Source organism: Aldersonia sp. NBC_00410 (genome assembly GCF_026342035.1).
Taxonomy (GTDB): Bacteria; Actinomycetota; Actinomycetes; order Mycobacteriales; family Mycobacteriaceae; genus Aldersonia.
Genome location: NZ_JAPENM010000004.1, coordinates 299,143 through 314,617 on the forward strand (window position 1 = coordinate 299,143; position 15,475 = coordinate 314,617).

14 protein-coding genes are annotated in these 15,475 nt (G+C 67.1%); 9 read left to right on the forward strand and 5 right to left on the reverse strand.

Annotation, left to right across the window (positions count from 1 at the left end; all coding sequences use genetic code 11):
* Positions 1–209: 209 nt before the first annotated feature.
* Complete coding sequence (locus OG921_RS11585) at positions 210–938, reverse strand: TetR/AcrR family transcriptional regulator (RefSeq protein WP_266112573.1); 729 nt, start codon at positions 936–938, stop codon at positions 210–212.
* 383 nt (positions 939–1,321) lie between these two features.
* On the opposite strand from OG921_RS11585, the gene OG921_RS11590 reads away from it, so the two are divergent.
* The 6 genes from OG921_RS11590 (at position 1,322) to OG921_RS11615 (ending at position 8,670) form a co-directional block, all read left to right on the forward strand.
* Positions 1,322–2,584 (forward strand): ABC transporter substrate-binding protein, encoded by a 1,263-nt coding sequence (locus tag OG921_RS11590; protein WP_266112574.1) that lies wholly within the window; start codon positions 1,322–1,324, stop codon positions 2,582–2,584.
* An 87-nt stretch (positions 2,585–2,671) separates the two neighbouring features.
* Positions 2,672–4,684 carry an ABC transporter permease gene (locus OG921_RS11595; RefSeq protein ID WP_266112575.1) on the forward strand — a complete coding sequence of 671 codons (2,013 nt, stop codon included), beginning with the start codon at positions 2,672–2,674 and terminating at the stop codon, positions 4,682–4,684.
* Positions 4,674–5,516, forward strand: a complete 843-nt coding sequence (locus OG921_RS11600; protein WP_266112576.1) for an ABC transporter ATP-binding protein — start codon at positions 4,674–4,676, stop codon at positions 5,514–5,516. The genes OG921_RS11595 and OG921_RS11600 overlap by 11 nt, the downstream gene beginning before the upstream one ends.
* Positions 5,513–6,238, forward strand: coding sequence for an ABC transporter ATP-binding protein (locus tag OG921_RS11605; RefSeq protein ID WP_266112577.1), 726 nt, complete (start codon positions 5,513–5,515; stop codon positions 6,236–6,238). Before OG921_RS11600 ends, OG921_RS11605 begins: the two co-directional genes overlap by 4 nt.
* Positions 6,239–6,248: 10 nt before the next feature.
* On the forward strand, positions 6,249–7,025 hold the full coding sequence (locus OG921_RS11610; RefSeq protein ID WP_266112578.1) for a cyclase family protein: 777 nt from the start codon (positions 6,249–6,251) through the stop codon (positions 7,023–7,025).
* A 4-nt stretch (positions 7,026–7,029) separates the two neighbouring features.
* Positions 7,030–8,670 (forward strand): thiamine pyrophosphate-binding protein, encoded by a 1,641-nt coding sequence (locus OG921_RS11615; protein ID WP_266112579.1) that lies wholly within the window; start codon positions 7,030–7,032, stop codon positions 8,668–8,670.
* A 41-nt stretch (positions 8,671–8,711) separates the two neighbouring features.
* Here OG921_RS11615 and OG921_RS11620 read toward each other — a convergent pair whose 3' ends face one another.
* The 4 genes from OG921_RS11620 to OG921_RS11635 are packed head-to-tail and all read right to left on the reverse strand — an operon-like array spanning position 8,712 to position 12,403.
* Positions 8,712–10,133, reverse strand: coding sequence for a wax ester/triacylglycerol synthase domain-containing protein (locus OG921_RS11620; RefSeq protein ID WP_266112580.1), 1,422 nt, complete (start codon positions 10,131–10,133; stop codon positions 8,712–8,714).
* Positions 10,124–10,474 (reverse strand): hypothetical protein, encoded by a 351-nt coding sequence (locus tag OG921_RS11625; RefSeq protein ID WP_266112581.1) that lies wholly within the window; start codon positions 10,472–10,474, stop codon positions 10,124–10,126. The genes OG921_RS11620 and OG921_RS11625 overlap by 10 nt, the downstream gene beginning before the upstream one ends.
* Positions 10,475–10,498: 24 nt before the next feature.
* A complete protein-coding gene (locus OG921_RS11630) occupies positions 10,499–11,041 on the reverse strand; it encodes a pyridoxamine 5'-phosphate oxidase family protein (RefSeq protein WP_266112582.1) in 543 nt (180 codons plus the stop codon).
* Between the two features lie 21 nt (positions 11,042–11,062).
* The gene (locus OG921_RS11635; RefSeq protein WP_266112583.1) at positions 11,063–12,403 is read right to left on the reverse strand and encodes a dipeptidase; all 1,341 of its coding nucleotides are present in this window, start codon (positions 12,401–12,403) and stop codon (positions 11,063–11,065) included.
* 237 nt (positions 12,404–12,640) lie between these two features.
* Between OG921_RS11635 and OG921_RS11640 the strand changes: the two genes are divergently transcribed.
* From OG921_RS11640 to OG921_RS11650, 3 genes are read left to right on the forward strand one after another with little or no spacing between them, the layout of a single operon-like run.
* Complete coding sequence (locus OG921_RS11640; RefSeq protein WP_266112584.1) at positions 12,641–14,944, forward strand: carbon starvation CstA family protein; 2,304 nt, start codon at positions 12,641–12,643, stop codon at positions 14,942–14,944.
* Positions 14,937–15,155 (forward strand): YbdD/YjiX family protein, encoded by a 219-nt coding sequence (locus OG921_RS11645; protein WP_266112586.1) that lies wholly within the window; start codon positions 14,937–14,939, stop codon positions 15,153–15,155. Before OG921_RS11640 ends, OG921_RS11645 begins: the two co-directional genes overlap by 8 nt.
* 17 nt (positions 15,156–15,172) lie before the next feature.
* Positions 15,173–15,403: a PLDc N-terminal domain-containing protein gene (locus OG921_RS11650; protein WP_266112587.1), complete on the forward strand. Its 231-nt coding sequence runs from the start codon at positions 15,173–15,175 to the stop codon at positions 15,401–15,403.
* Positions 15,404–15,475 lie beyond the last annotated feature (72 nt).

Genomic DNA, 15,475 nt, shown 5'->3' on the forward strand with positions numbered 1-15,475 from the left:
ACTTGGCCCCAACTTCCGAGGCGATCTCGGACCCAGCTGGACGTTGACCAGCGGTTAGCGAGCTGCGCTCGAATCCCGACTCGATTTGACCCTGCCGACCCCGCGTCGGCGACGAAACGAGTATAGCTGCACAAACCGCCCAAAAGGTGATTCAAATGGCAAATAGCCATAGATTCGCTGCAGGTCACAAAACGACAGGCAATCGACCGTCACTGGGCACGTCGATCGAAGCCGAGCGTGCGTTCCCACACCCGATTGACGGTCGCGATGACCGTCTCGTCGTCGTATTCGAAGCCGTCCTGATCAACCGCGGCCGCGAGCGCCATCCGCTGCGTCATGAAGGTCAATGCGTGCGCCGTGTACGTCGCGTCGAGATCGGGGTGGACGATCCCCTCGGACTGCCACCGGACGATCGCCTCGGCCACCCGGTCCAGGTTCTGCCCGAGCAGCGAGAGCTGCTGCGCGCGGATCTCCGCGCTGTCTTCGCTCGCTTGCGGGACCAGACTGATCAAACGGGCGTTGCGCCGATATCCCTGGATGTAGGCCCGGTTCGTCTCCCGCAGGTGCTGCACGGGATCGCGCCGACCATCCATATCGGCGTAGCCGACCGAATCCGCCATGTCATACACGACTTCCGCGATCAGCTCCCGGAAGATCTCCTGCTTCGAGCGGTAATAGTTGTACAGCGTGCCGGTGGAGACGCCCGCCTCGGTGGTGATATCGGCAAGCTTGCAATTGAAATATCCGTCGCGCTCGAAGATCACCCGGGCAGCCTCGAGCAACCGCCCCCTGGTGCGCTCGCGCCGCGGATCCTTCCTGGTCCGCCGCGAGCCTGTCGACACGGTCGCCGGCTCCGCGGCGTCTGTCGTCACCGTCGCCGGCTCCGCACCGCCGAGCACGTCGGGAGTGGACTCGTCCGGTCCGGGGTCACTAGTCACGGGTGGGCCCATATCTCCAGCGTCGGTCGGCTACTGCCATCGCGCACATCGCAACACATGGCCACCAACCGCGACAAGGGAAAGCAAATCTTGACGTCAGTCTCAATTCGCGCCTAACCTCTCGGTGACTCACATCACATCAGTGCACACAGTGTGCTCGACCACACTCCGAAGGGGAGTGGATTGGATGCGACGACGCCCGGCGATACGGACGAAAAGGGCGGCGAGAGAAGTTCTTGACGCAACTCTCACCCTTCGCTAACTTGACGTGACTCAGGTCACATCAGTGACGCGAGTCGCCGGTCGCTCCCGCGAACGGAGTCCACGAAAACTCACGAGCGACGCGCGATCGGGTGCGCCTCGCCCCGTCGGAAAGGTGCACGATGCGCACGAGATCGGGACGAATTCTCGCGGCGTTGGCCGCGTCGGCAATGCTCGTCCTCGCCGCCGGATGCAGTAGTGACGACGATTCCGGATCGTCGGACACCTCGTCGGCGGCACAAGCGTCCGGGACCAAGGCCACCGGTACACCGGTGAAGATCGGACTGTTCGATCCGTCGGCAGGCCCAATCACCAACCCCGGGGTCGCGGTCGGCGCCGACGCCGCCGTCGACTACATCAACAACACCCTCGGTGGGCTCAACGGTCAGCCGATCGAGCTGGTGCCATGCGCTGTGGACGGCACCTCGCCGGAGTCCACCATCGGCTGCGCGAACCAATTCGTCCAGGGCGGCGTGGTCGCCACCGTCGATGGCTACAACACCACCTCGAGCGCGGCGCTGCCGATCCTCCAATCGGCGGGAATCCCGATGATTGGGCAGATCCCATTCGATTCGGTCACCGGCGCACGCCCGGACAACCGGGTGTATTTCGCCGCGCCGCAGGCCTCCTTCCTCATCGGCGCGCTCCAGTCCTTCCAGGCGCAGGGCAAGAAGTCGGTCACACTGGTCGTCGCAGACCTCCCCGCGACGCACCAGACGGTCGACGCCATCCTCGGGCCGGTCGGTCAGCAGATGGGCATCACTGTGACCGGTCAGTATTACGCGCCGGCCAACCCGAACTTCACTGCCGTCGCGTCGGCGATCAAGAACACCAACCCGGATGTCGGCGGTCTGATGGCCTCGCCGGATGAAGCCACCTGCACGAAGCTCGCGCAGTCGCTGGATTCGGTGGGCTACGAAGGCACCAAGTTCATGGCGGCCTGCACCGATTTCATCGAGACACTGGGGGCGAAAGCCGCAGGCGCCGAGATGTATTCGCCGATCTGGCTACCACAGGCCAAGGATTCCGCACCGCAGCTCGCGCAGGAGCAGCTCGACCTCGCCACGGGCTACATCGAGGATGCCGGCGACACCGCGGACTTCTACACCTACAGCACGTTCGGAACCTTCGTGAACATTGCCAACGCACTGAACACCGCCAAGTCCGAACTGACCGGCCCGGCGATCCTGGCGACGCTCAAGGGACTCACCGACTTCCAGAGTTTCCTCGGTCCGGTGGTGAGCTGCAACAAGCCGACCTCACCGAACTGCACCACCCAGATGCTGATGTACGAGGTGGGCGATGACCAGACGATCACGCCGATCGGCGAGGGCTACATCACCCCGAACCCGCAAATCATGGCGATGATTCCGGGCGCGACGTAATCCAATCCCAAAGGGCGTGGGCCGCTGCGGATTCGCGGCGGCCCACGCGGGTTTTGACACTGCGGATGGACAACTGAGAGAGGCGTGATGGGAGAGTTCCTGCAGTTCGTTTCGCTCGGCCTCGCGGCCGGCGCCGTCTACGCCGTCTTCGCGTCGTCGCTCGTTGGGATCTACGCCGCGACCGGCATCATCAACTTCGCGCAGGGTTCCATCGCGCTCTGGGCCGCCTACGTCGTCGCGGCGCTGCGCCACGATGGAACCTTCGTACTGCCGATCGGCAGCATCTCCCTCGGCAGCAAGGCCAACCCGACGGCGATGGGCCTCGCGGTCTTGCTCGGCGTGCTCAGCTCGACAGTCATCGCCTTGCTCGCGCACTACCTGGTCTTCCGGCCGCTGCGTCAAGCGCCCGTGCTGGGGCAGGTGGTGGCGTCGGTCGGCCTGATGCTGTTCCTGCAGTCGCTCGTCATGCTCCGCTTCGACAAGAACCTGATCGCCAAGCCGATCCTGCCAACCGAGTCTGTGGAGTTTCTCGACGCACGCATCAACATCAGCGACCTGATCATGGCGGGGGTTGCGATCGCACTCACCGCAATCATGTGGGCGTACTTCAAGTTCACACGATTCGGCGTAGCCACGCGGGCCGGTGCCGAGGACGAACAGGCGGCCCGCCTCACCGGCTACTCTCCCGACCGGCTCGCGGCCATCGTCTGGGCCCTCACCGGCGCCTCCTCGGCATTGGTCGTGGTGCTCGGTGCACCGACGATCGGCCTCGACGCGACCAGCTACGCCTTCTATGTGGTGCCCGCCCTGGCTGTCGCCCTGGTCGGCCGGCTCACCTCGTTTGGTATCGCCTGCGCAGCCGGCCTTGTGCTCGGATCCTTTCAGGCCGTGCTGATCTGGCTGGCCACCAAGACGTGGTGGCCGGAGTGGGCGCAGGCCGGCCTCGGCGAGGCCATTCCATTCGTCGTGGTGATCGTCGCGCTGTTCATCCTCGGCGGCCGCATCCCATCGCGTGGCTCGCTCGACGCGGTCCGCATGCCGGCCGTCTACATTCCGCGGATGCGCCCGATCCCGCTGGTTGGGGCATTCGGTCTCGCGGTTGCCGCGATTCTGCTGACCTCCGGCAGTTGGCGCTTCGGCGTCGTCACCTCGATCATCCTGACGTTGATCGCGCTGTCGCTGGTGCTGCTCACCGGATACCTGGGCCAGATCTCGCTGGCCAGCATGGCCTTTGCCGGTGTCGCCGGGTTCGCGCTGTCCAAACTCACCATCGATTGGAGCGTGCCGTTCCCGTTCAGCATCCTGCTCTCGGCGCTCATCGCGACCTCGTTCGGGATCGTGGTCGGCATCCCCGCACTGCGGATCCGCGGCGCCCAACTCGCGGTGGTGACATTGGCCGCGGCGCTGGCCATTCAGGGCTTCGTACTCAACAACCCCGCACTAACGCCGTTCGAGGGCAACCTGATCGAGGATGCGAGCTTCCTCGGCATCGATCTCGGCGTGCGTGAGGGCAGCAACCTGACCACGGTCCCGTTCTCGATAATGGTGCTCGTCGTGGTCGCCATCCTGACCTTCGCGGTGATGCGCATGATGTCCGGCGCCACCGGCCGGGCGTTTCTCGCGGTGCGCTCCAACGAACGTGCCGCCGCGGCAGCCGGTATCAATGTCGCGACGACGAAGCTGCTCGGCTTCGCGGTGTCGGCGTTCCTCGCCGGCGTCGGCGGTTGCCTGATCGGCTACAGCCGCGGGCAGATCTCGGCTGCATCGTTCACGGTCGTCACGGGCCTTGTCCTACTGGCCCTGACCTACGTCGGCGGCATCACCAGTGTCACCGGCGCCGTCATCGCCGGTCTCGTGGGTCCGCTCGGCGTCGGCTATGTATTCCTCACCGACACCTTGGATCTCGGCGAGTATTACCAGCTGATCGCCGCAGCCGGGCTGCTCATTGCAGCCGTGCTCAACCCGCTCGGCATCGCGGGCGGCACACGCGACGCCTACGAGCGCTTCGTTGCTTCGCGGCGGGGGCGCGACCCGGATGACACAGCGCCCGAACCGAACCCGCCGACCACCCGGACCCCGGAGGTAAGCAATGCCGGCTGATCTCGCACCGCCACCCGACCCCGTGGCAGCACCGGCAATCGATTCCGCGCAGCCCCTGCTCGACGCTCGTGCGCTATCGGTCCGCTATGGCGGCGTACTCGCCAACGACAACATCACCCTGTCCGTCGCGGCGGGTGAGGTGGTGGGTCTGATCGGACCGAACGGCGCCGGTAAAACGACCTTCGTCGACGCGGTCACCGGGTTCACCAAGGCACGGGGCGAAGTGTCGCTCGCGGGCGAGCGCATCGACGGGGCCGCACCGCATCGCCGACGCAAGGCCGGCCTGGCCCGTACGTGGCAGGCCGGCGAACTGTTCACCGACCTCACCGTGGCGCAGAACCTCGCCGTCGCCGTGCAACGTACCGGTGTGTGGACGATGTTCCGCGACATCTTTGTCGGCACACCGCCGCCCACGGATCAGATCGCGCAGGCACTCGATCTCGTCGGGCTTTCGTCAGTGGCCGACCGGCACCCGGACAAGTTGGCACTCGGTCAGCAGAAACTCGTTGGCGTGGCGCGCGCACTGGTTGGCGGCACCCGGATGGTGTTGCTCGATGAGCCCGCCGCAGGTCTGGATACCCACGAGAGCCGCCAGTTCGGCGGCGAGTTGCGTCGGGTCGCGGCGACCGGCGTCGGCGTGCTGCTCATCGACCACGACATGACCCTGGTACTCGATGCGTGCGACCGGATCTACGTGCTCGACTTCGGCAAGATCATCGCTTCGGGCACGCCGAGCGAGGTCCGCACCGACCCGGTGGTGATCGCGGCGTATCTCGGTGCGGCCGAGGAGCTTTCCGCCGCCCCAACCGACGGTGAGGAGCAGCTCCGATGACCGTGACCGAAACCGCGACCGCCGCACTGGAAGTCGACGGCGTGACCGCGGGGTACGGCGGTGTCCCCGCGATCCGCGACATGAATGTGTCGGTGCGCCCCGGGGAGATTCTCGCGCTGCTCGGCCCGAACGGCGCGGGCAAGACCACCACACTGCTCACCTGCGTCGGTGCGCTGGTGCCGATGAGCGGAAGCGTGCGCGCACTCGGCAGCCCGATCGACAAGCGCATCGAACGAAACGCCCGCCGCGGCGTGACGCTCGTGCCGGACAACCGGGGCGTCTTCCACAAGCTCACCGTCGCGGACAACCTGCGCCTGGCGCGGCGCAAGGGCCGCACCTCGCTCGACACCACCCTCGACCACTTCCCCAAGCTGCGCAGTCTGATGAACCGCCGCTGCGGGCTGCTTTCGGGTGGTGAACAGCAGATGCTGGCACTGGCCAAGGCGCTGCTCACCGACCCCAAGGTGCTGCTGGTCGACGAGATGAGTCTCGGCCTGGCGCCGATCGCGGTGCAGGGTCTGTTGCCCACGCTGCGGGCCATCGCCGACGACCACAACATGGCCATCGTGCTCGTCGAGCAGCACATCGACCTCGCCCTCTCGATCGCCGACAGTGCGATGGTGCTGCACCACGGCCGGGTCGCCCTGAGCAGCAGCGCCGCCGACCTGCGGCAGAATCGGGAGTCGGTGGAGGCGGCCTACTTCGGATTGCCCGCGAAGTAGCCTTTCGACCATGACCACTCTCGCCGACCTCGTCGGACAGATCGGCTCCGGCGCCGTCGAGGTGCTCGACCTCACCGCACCACTGAGCGCCGCCACGCCGATCCTGCATCTCCCCGAGCCGTTCGGGAACACGATCTCCGCCTCGCTGGAGCCGATCAGCGACTTCGACGACGACGGGCCGATGTGGAGCTGGAACAACCTGCACACCGGCGAACACACCGGCACCCACCTCGACGCGCCGACGCACTGGATCACCGGCCGCGACGGCAGCAGCGTCGACACCATCCCGCCGGAGCGGCTGATCGGTCCCGCCGTCGTCGTCGACGTGGTCGCCGAGGTCGAGCAGAACCCGGACTTTCTGCTCGAGCCCGAGCATCTCGAGGCGTGGCAGCGCGAGCACGGCCCGATTCCCGCCGGCGCGTGGCTGATCCTGCGCACCGGTTGGGGTGCACGGTCGCGCGATGCGGAGCGATTCGCCAACGCCGACGAGAACGGACCGCACACGCCCGGCCCCTCGGTGGCAGCGGCGCGCTGGCTCGCCGAGACCAGTCCGATCACCGGGTTCGGGGTGGAAACCGTCGGCATCGATGCGGGGTCCGCAGCCGGCTTCGACCCGATCTTCCCTGCGCACTACTTCCTGCTCGGCAACGACAAATATGGATTGACCCAATTGCAGAACGTCGACAAGCTACCACCCCGCGGTGCCGTCCTCGTCGTTGCGCCGTTGCCCATCGTGGGCGGAACCGGCAGCCCGGCACGGGTTTTCGCGCTCATCGAACGGGACTGACGCCATGCTGGTCAGCGATTTCGTCGGCCGCACACTCGCGAACCTCGGTGTCGGCCATGCCTTCGGCGTGGTCGGCAGCGGTAATTTCGAGGTGACCAACGCGCTGCGCGCCGCGGGTGTGCCGTACCTGGCCGCCCGCCACGAGGCGGGCGCCGCGACGATGGCCGACGCGTACGCACGCATGTCGGACACCGTTGCCGTCCTCACCACGCATCAGGGCTGCGGGTTGACGAACGCGCTGACCGGAATCACCGAGGCCGCGAAGAGCCGCACACCCCTGATCGCGCTCACCGCGGACACCGCAGGTTCGGCGGTACGGTCGAACTTCCGGGTCGATCAGGACGCGCTCGCCAGCGCGGTTGGCGCCGTCCCGGAACGGATCCACTCCGCCGCGACCGTGCTCGACGACACGCTGCGCGCGTACCGCACCGCGGCCAACGAGCGCCGCACGGTGGTGCTGAACCTCCCCCTCGACGTGGCGGCGATGCCCGTTCCCGACGAACTCGCGGCCGCCACAGCCCGGCACCTGCCTACCGCCCGGCCGATCCGCCCGGCCGGCGAGGCCGTCGAGGAACTGGCCGGACTACTCAACCGCAGCGCACGACCGGTTTTCGTGGCCGGCCGCGGCGCACGTCACGCCGGATCCGAACTGCGCGAACTCGCGCAGCGCTGCGGCGCCCTGCTCGCGACCTCCGCCGTGGCGAACGGACTGTTCACCGGTGATCCGTTCGGGATCGGCATCTCCGGCGGGTTCGCCACACCGCTTGCTGCGGAGCTGATTTCGCGGGCCGATGTGATCGTCGGTTGGGGCTGCACGCTGAATATGTGGACGATGCGACACGGCACGCTGATCGGGCGCGACGCGCTCGTGGCACAGGTCGACGTCGAGGATGCGGCGCTGGGCGCCAACCGCCCCATCGACCTCGGTGTGCTCGGCGATGTCGGCGAAACCGCGCGCGAGCTGTCGGCCTACCTCCCGGCGGCCGTGCCGGGCTATCGCAGCGACAGCGTGCGCGAGCGCATCGCAGCCGAAGGGCATTGGACCGACGTCGCGTTCGACGACCTGTCCACGCCCGACCGGATCGATCCGAGACTGCTCACCCGCGAGTTGGACGAGCTACTGCCGGCGCAGCGCGTGGTCGCCGTCGATTCCGGCAACTTCATGGGCTATCCGAGCGGCTATCTCGCGGTGCCCGACGAATTCGGGTTCTGCTTCACGCAGGCGTTTCAGTCGATCGGGCTCGGGCTGTTCACCGCGGTCGGTGCGGCACTCGCGCGGCCGGACCGGCTCGCGGTCGCCGCGGTCGGTGACGGCGGCTTCCTGATGAGCATCGCCGAGTTGGAAACCGTTGTCCGAATCGGGCTGCCGATGCTGATCGTGGTCTATAACGATCAGGCCTACGGCGCGGAGATCCACCACTTCGGCGCGGATACCGACCTGGGTGCGGTCACCTTTCCCGATACCGATATCGCCGCCATCGCCCGCGGTTACGGCGCCGCCGGGGCGACGGTCCGCACGGTCGCCGATCTCGCCGCGGTGCGGGACTGGCGCTCCGCCGGCCCCACCGGGCCGCTCGTCATCGACGCCAAGATCGCCAACGACGGCGGATCCTGGTGGCTGGCAGAGGCGTTCCGGGGCCACTGAAATTCGGGGTCACTGAAATTCGGGGGCACTGAGTTTCGGTGTCACTGAAATTCGGGGCCGCTGACCTTCCCGGAGTCGACGGACGCGGCCGCGCGCAACTGTTCGCTCAACAGTTCGGCGTAGCGATCGAGATCGGTCACCGCGGTGCTGGTGATGATCGACACGGTGACCGTGTCCCCGATGCCGTGCACACCGTGGGTGAGCGCCATCGCGGGCGACAATGCCGGGAATCCGGCCGTGAAGCGCACCCGCCCGCCACCGAACTCCAGGTCGTCCGCACCGCGGAACACGCTCGACACCACGGTGTTTCCGGCGACCGTCGGTGGTGGCGTGTGCAGCGGCAACGACCTGACGTCGCGCCACATCGCGGGCGCGGGAAGGACCGAGGTGACCTGCTTGGCCCGCACGAACAGCGGGTTCACCATTCGTTCCCGCAGCTTCGCAAGCGAGGTCCCGATCGCCTCCGCCCGCCGGTCCGAATCGGGCTCGTCGGGATACAACTCGACGCCGACATTGCCGAAATTGTTGCGCGCCGGGTTGGTCGGATCGTAGGGACGCGAGACCGTGACCTCCGCACCGAGCCGTTCCGGTCGCACGCCGGTGGCCGCCTCCAGGTAGCGGGAGAGCGCGGCGGAGATGGCATCGAGCACCGCCACGGTGACCGTGACACCGGGCTTGCGCAGCCCGGCAGCCGGTACCACCACCATCCGTACCGATCGGGTGGGACCGGGGTCGACATTGACCACCGTCGGCTCCTGCGCCGGATACGGTGCGGGCAACTCTCCCGCCGCGGTCGCGCGGTCGAGTTCCTGCTCGGCGCGATAGGTCTGCACCCCCGAAACGAGCCCGGCGCCGAACCGCCACGGCAACTGCGCAATCCCGAGTGCCAGCAGCGCTGCGGCGGGCACCGGCCAGACTCGCATCGGCAGGTCGGGCGGATCCGCCGGGCCGAAGATCGCTCTGGCGAGCGCGGTCGACCAGACGCCGTCGGCGAGCGCATGCGATACCTGGAGCACCGCGACAAGCGCGCGTTCGTCGCCGCAGTTGGGTGCACCACGGACGGCGCGGAACACGTGCAGGCGCCATGGCGTGATGCGGGCGTCCAGCGGTACCTCGAGCAGTTCGCCGAGCGCCTCCTGCACGCCGGCCCACGACCGATCGGCGAGCGTGTGCACGAGGACCTGATCGTCGGTGAACTCGCGGCGCACCCAGTACGGGTAATCGAGGTGGCTCGGCACGTCGTGGATCCGCAGTTGCAAATCGGCGATGCGCGCGGTGCGCTCGGCGATGAAGGCCCGTAGCTCGGCAGGCTCCGCGTCACCACCGGCGAACGCATACAGCAGGTATTGATCGTTGTGCAGCCGGCGCCCGAGCCAGTACATCTGGGCGTCGCGAGGTGCCAGCCGTCCCACCACCGGAACCGGTGCCAGCAGCGAGAGCAGGCGCAGCGGGTTCAGCTCCACAGTGCCGCCACGAGCACGTTGACGATGGCGAGCACGCCTACGGCGTGCACCAGGTTGACCACGCCGTCACCGCGCTTCTCGCGGGCGCGTTCCACCTCGGCGAGCGCGACGACGACGAATGAGATCACCAGTTTCACCGCGATCTTGGCGTGGTTGTAATCCTTGTCGAGCGACCCTTCGCCGAGCCCGACGAGGATGAGACCGGTCACGAGCTGCAATCGAGCGCCCCACACCACGAGCTCGGAGATCTGCGGGGCCCGCAGCACCGCGGCGTAGCCGCCGACCAGCGCGGCCATACCGAGCAGATGCGCCGCGACGACGATGTTGTAGACGACGGTCATGCACAGACTGTATCCACCTCGCCGCTACAAGCCCGGCAGTCCGTCCAGACTCACCCTGTTGCGATCCGCGCGGTACTCCGCCAGGCCCTCGGCGCCCTTCTTCTCCGCCCACAGGTCGAGCACGTCGCGGTCTTGGACGTAGTCCATCCGCGGTACCGCGTAACCGCAGGAATCCGACACCCGTGCCACGTCGACAACGATGATCGCTCGCGCTCCGGCTCGCTCCGGAAAGTGCTCCGCCAGCTTCGGATACTCCCCGTCCTCGAGCGCGACGACGCGCCCCCTGCCGTGCAGCCGGACAATGTTCGGCCTGCCCTCGAAGGCCATGAACATCAAAACGATGCGCCCGTTCTCCCGGACATGCGCGATCGTCTCGACACCGCTCCCGGTGAGGTCGAGATAGCCGACGGTGTGCTCATCGAACACGGCGAACGTGCCGGACCCACCCTTTGGCGAGACATTCAGCAAACCGTCGGCACCGAGTGGGGCCGTGGCCACGACAAACAGCGGCTGCTGCCGCAACCAGTCCGCGAGCTTCGGCTCGATCCCCTCGTAGACCTTCCCCATCGCCCGAGTCTACGACCGCCCTCAACCGGCGAACGCACGCAGGAACAGCGCCTCGGCCACCGCAAGTTTCTCGATCTCGGTGGGGTCGACACTCTCGTTCGGCGCGTGGATGAGGCAGCGCGGTTCCTCCACCCCGATCAGCGCGATCTCTGCTTTCGGCATGACGCCGGCGAAGACGTTGCACAGCGGAATCGATCCGCCCTGCCCGACGCTGCCGAGGTCGGCGCCGTACGCCTCCTCCATCGCGGTACGCAGCGCCGCGTAACCCGGGCCATCGGTCGCCGCTCGGAACGGAGAGCCGACCGCCTCGGGCTCCACCGTCACGCGCGCCTGCCACGGCGCCCTGGCTTTCAGGTGTGCCGCGAGCGCATCCTGGGCCCGTTGCGGATCCATTCCGGGCGGCACCCGCAGGTTCAGCCGGGCCGAGGCGCGCGGCGCGATGGCGGCCGCCGAGCCGACCACCGGCGGGCAGTCGATACCGAGGATGGTCAGCGCCGGACGTGCCCACACCGTGTCGGCCACCGACCCGGTCCCGGCGAGTGCGACCCCGTCGAGCACGCCGGCATCGGTCCGGAACTGATCTTCGGGATAGTCCACCCCCGTCCAGGACTGATCCGACTCGAGTCCGTCGATGACGGTGTTGCCGGCATCGTCGCGCAGGCCGGCGAGGATATGGACAAGGGCCGCGAGCGCGTCCGGCGCCGGACCGCCGAACATGCCCGAGTGCACTTCACCGGCGAGCGTCTCGACATGCACAACGACGTTCGCGATCCCGCGCAGCGTCGTGGTCACCGTCGGCCGGCCCACCGCCGCATTACCGGTATCGACGACGAGCACCATATCGGCGTCGAAGAGTTCCGGACGAGCCTGCACGAGCTCCTCGAGCCCGCCGGTGCCCATTTCCTCGGTGCCCTCGGCCACCACCCTGATGCCGAGCGGGAACGGCGCGCCGAGCGCGCGCAGCGCCAGCAGATGCATGACGATGTTGCCCTTGCAGTCCGCAGCGCCGCGGCCGTACCAGCGTCCATCACGTTCAGTCAACTCGAATGGGTGACTGTGCCAGAGCTTTTCGTTGCCCGGCGGTTGAACATCGTAGTGGCAGTACAGCAACACGGTCGGCGAGCCGGCCGGCCCGGGCTGGTGGCCGACCACGGCGTTCGAGCCGTCCGGGGTCTCGACGAGATCGACCGCGCCGATACCGGCGGAGTGGAACGCGTCGCGCACCCACTCCGCGGCGCGCTGGCACTCCTCGGGCGGGAACTGCCGCGGATCGGCTACCGACCGCATCGCGACCAGCGTGGCCAACTCGGATTTCGCGGTCGGCATCAGTTCGGCGACCGCCGCTCGAATATCTCCTGCCACGTCGCCTCCTATGCGTGGGCCCGCGCCTCCTCGGTGTCCTTGTGCTGCACGACTGGCGGTCCAGATTCGGGAGTATTCCACCGCGCCGGGGCGGCTCACCGACGAAAACTGACAATTTCACCGATCCGTGACCGCATCTTTTCGTGCTCGCGGGTAGTGCCCATTTGCGAGAGCCGAGACGTAACGTGAGGCAGGCAACGAGAGCAATCGGCATGCACCGCGACCACAGGAGTGACAATGACTGTCGCGCAAGCCCGGGCGGATGAACCCGCCGCCGGCATCGAGTATCTGCGAACCGATCCCGACCTGCCACCGGTGGGCGTCGTGGACCGCAATCCGATCACCCCGGCCAAACGCGCGATCTTCGCCGTGATTGCGCTGCTCGGCGCAGTCGCGTGGGTAGTGATCGCGGTGGTCCGGGGCGAACACGTCAGCGCGGTGTGGTTTGTCGTGGCCGCACTGTGCACGTACGTGATCGCATTCCGGTTCTATGCGCGATTCATCGAGTACCGGATCGTCAAGCCGCGCGACGATGTCGCCACTACCGCCGAGATCATGGAAAACGGCAAGGACTACATGCCGATGGACCGGCGGGTCCTCTACGGCCACCACTTCGCCGCGATCGCGGGCGCTGGACCGCTGGTCGGCCCGGTGCTCGCCGCACAGATGGGGTACCTGCCGGGCACGATCTGGATCATCGTCGGCGTCGTGTTTGCCGGTGGGGTGCAGGACTATCTGGTGTTGTGGGCCTCGAACAAACGACACGGCCGCAGCCTGGGACAGATGGCCAAGGAGGAACTTGGCCCGATCGGCGGCACTGCCGCGATCATCGCCGTGCTGGTCATCATGGTCATCCTGCTCGCGGTACTCGCACTGGTGGTCGTGAACGCGCTTGCGGAGAGCCCGTGGGGCGTGTTCTCCCTCGCCATGACGATTCCAATCGCCCTGTTCATGGGCGTGTACATGCGTTATCTGCGGCCCGGAGCCGTGGCCGAGGTTTCGCTGATCGGTGTCGCGCTGCTGCTGCTGGCCATCGTCGCGGGTGGCTGGGTGGACGACACCGCCTGGGGCCAGGACTGGTTCGGCCTTTCCCGGGTCACCATCGCCTGGCTGCTCATCGGCTACGGCTTCGCCGCCTCCGTCCTGCCGGTGTGGTTGCTGCTCGCCCCACGTGACTACCTGTCCACCTTCATGAAGGTCGGGACGATCGCGCTGCTGGCGGTCGGAATCCTCGTTGCGCGTCCAGCGATGGAGATGCCCGCCGTCACCGAGTTCGCCCGTGCCGGTAACGGTCCCGCGTTCGCCGGTTCGCTGTTCCCGTTCCTTTTCATCACCATCGCCTGTGGTGCGCTGTCCGGGTTCCACGCCCTGATTGCTTCCGGCACAACGCCGAAGCTGCTGGCCAAAGAATCGCAGACAAAGATGATCGGCTACGGGGCGATGCTCACCGAGTCGTTCGTCGCGATCATGGCGCTGATCACCGCCTGCATCCTCGACCCGCATCTGTACTTCGCGATGAACGCACCGGCAGCAGTCACCGGCGGAACCGCCGAGACGGCCGCGCAATACGTCAACGGCCTACCGATTCCCGGCAGCCCGATCAGCGCGGCGGAACTGAGTCGGGCCGCCACGGATGTCGGCGAGGAGTCGATCGTTTCCCGCACCGGTGGCGCGCCGACGCTGGCCGTCGGCATGTCCGAGGTGATGCACGGGTTCATCGGCGGGGAAAGTCTGAAAGCGTTCTGGTACCACTTCGCGATCATGTTCGAGGCCCTGTTCATCCTCACCACCGTGGACGCCGGCACCCGGGTCGCCCGGTTCATGCTGTCGGATTCGCTGGGGAACTTGGGTGGTCCAGCGCGCAAGTTCAAGGATCCGTCCTGGCGGGTCGGTGCCTGGATCTGCACGCTCGTGGTCTGCGCGGCGTGGGGGTCGATCCTGCTGATGGGTGTGACCGATCCGCTCGGCGGCATCAACACCCTGTTCCCGCTGTTCGGTATCGCCAATCAGCTGCTCGCCGCGATCGCCTTGACGGTGATCCTGACGATCCTGGTGAAAAAGGGCATGGTGAAGTGGGCGTGGATTCCCGGCATTCCGCTGGTCTGGGACCTCGTGGTGACGATGACCGCGTCCTGGCAGAAGATTTTCTCCGGTGATCGCGCGGTTGGCTACTGGTCCCAGCACAACGCGTTCAAGGAGGCCAAGGACGCAGGCAAGACCGCGTTCGGCAACGCCAAGACGCCGGAAGCGATCGACGCGGTCATCCGAAACACGTTCATCCAGGGCACGCTCTCGATCGTGTTCGCGGTCCTGGTGCTGATCGTCACGGCGGCCGGGGCCTGGGTGTGCCTGCGCGCCATTCGGTCCGGCGGAGCGTCCACCACCGAAGCACCCGAACAACCGTCGAAGATCTTCGCTCCGCGAAGTTTCATTGCCACCCCGGCGGAACGTGCAGTGGAGAAGCAATGGGACGAGTTGTTTGCCAGCGGCGCGATCCGACCGGCCGGCGCCGCCCATGCCCGAGCGGAGCATCATGGCTGAGGGCGCGATTCGGGTTCCGTTGCGTGGCATAGCGAATGCAGCGCGCGGGGTCTGGTGGTGGTTCACCTCGGTGCTCGGCGATCACGACTACGAGCGGTTCGTCGCGCATATGCACGCCCGCCATCCGGGTGAGCCGATTCCCAGCGAACGGGAGTTCTGGCGCAGCCGGTATGCCGCGGCGGAGGCCAACCCCGCAGCACGCTGCTGCTGACCGGAAAGGTTTCTACTGTGCCGAGTAAGAAGCGTTCCTGGAAAGAACTTTCACCGCGTGCGCGGGTTCGGATCGTCATCGCGGCTGCGGTGCAGTTCGCCCTGACCGCGGCGGCGCTCGCGGATCTGCGACGGCGAGATCCCGTGCAGGTACGCGGCTCGCGTCGGGTCTGGGCCGCCGTCTCATTCGTGAACTTCGTCGGACCGATCGCCTACTTCGCGTTCGGAATTCGGCGCGACGGTGTCTGATGTGCCGCGCTTCGGCGCGACGGTGTCTGATGTGCCCCGCGCTTCGGCGCGGACTGCCTGACTTGCAGCGCC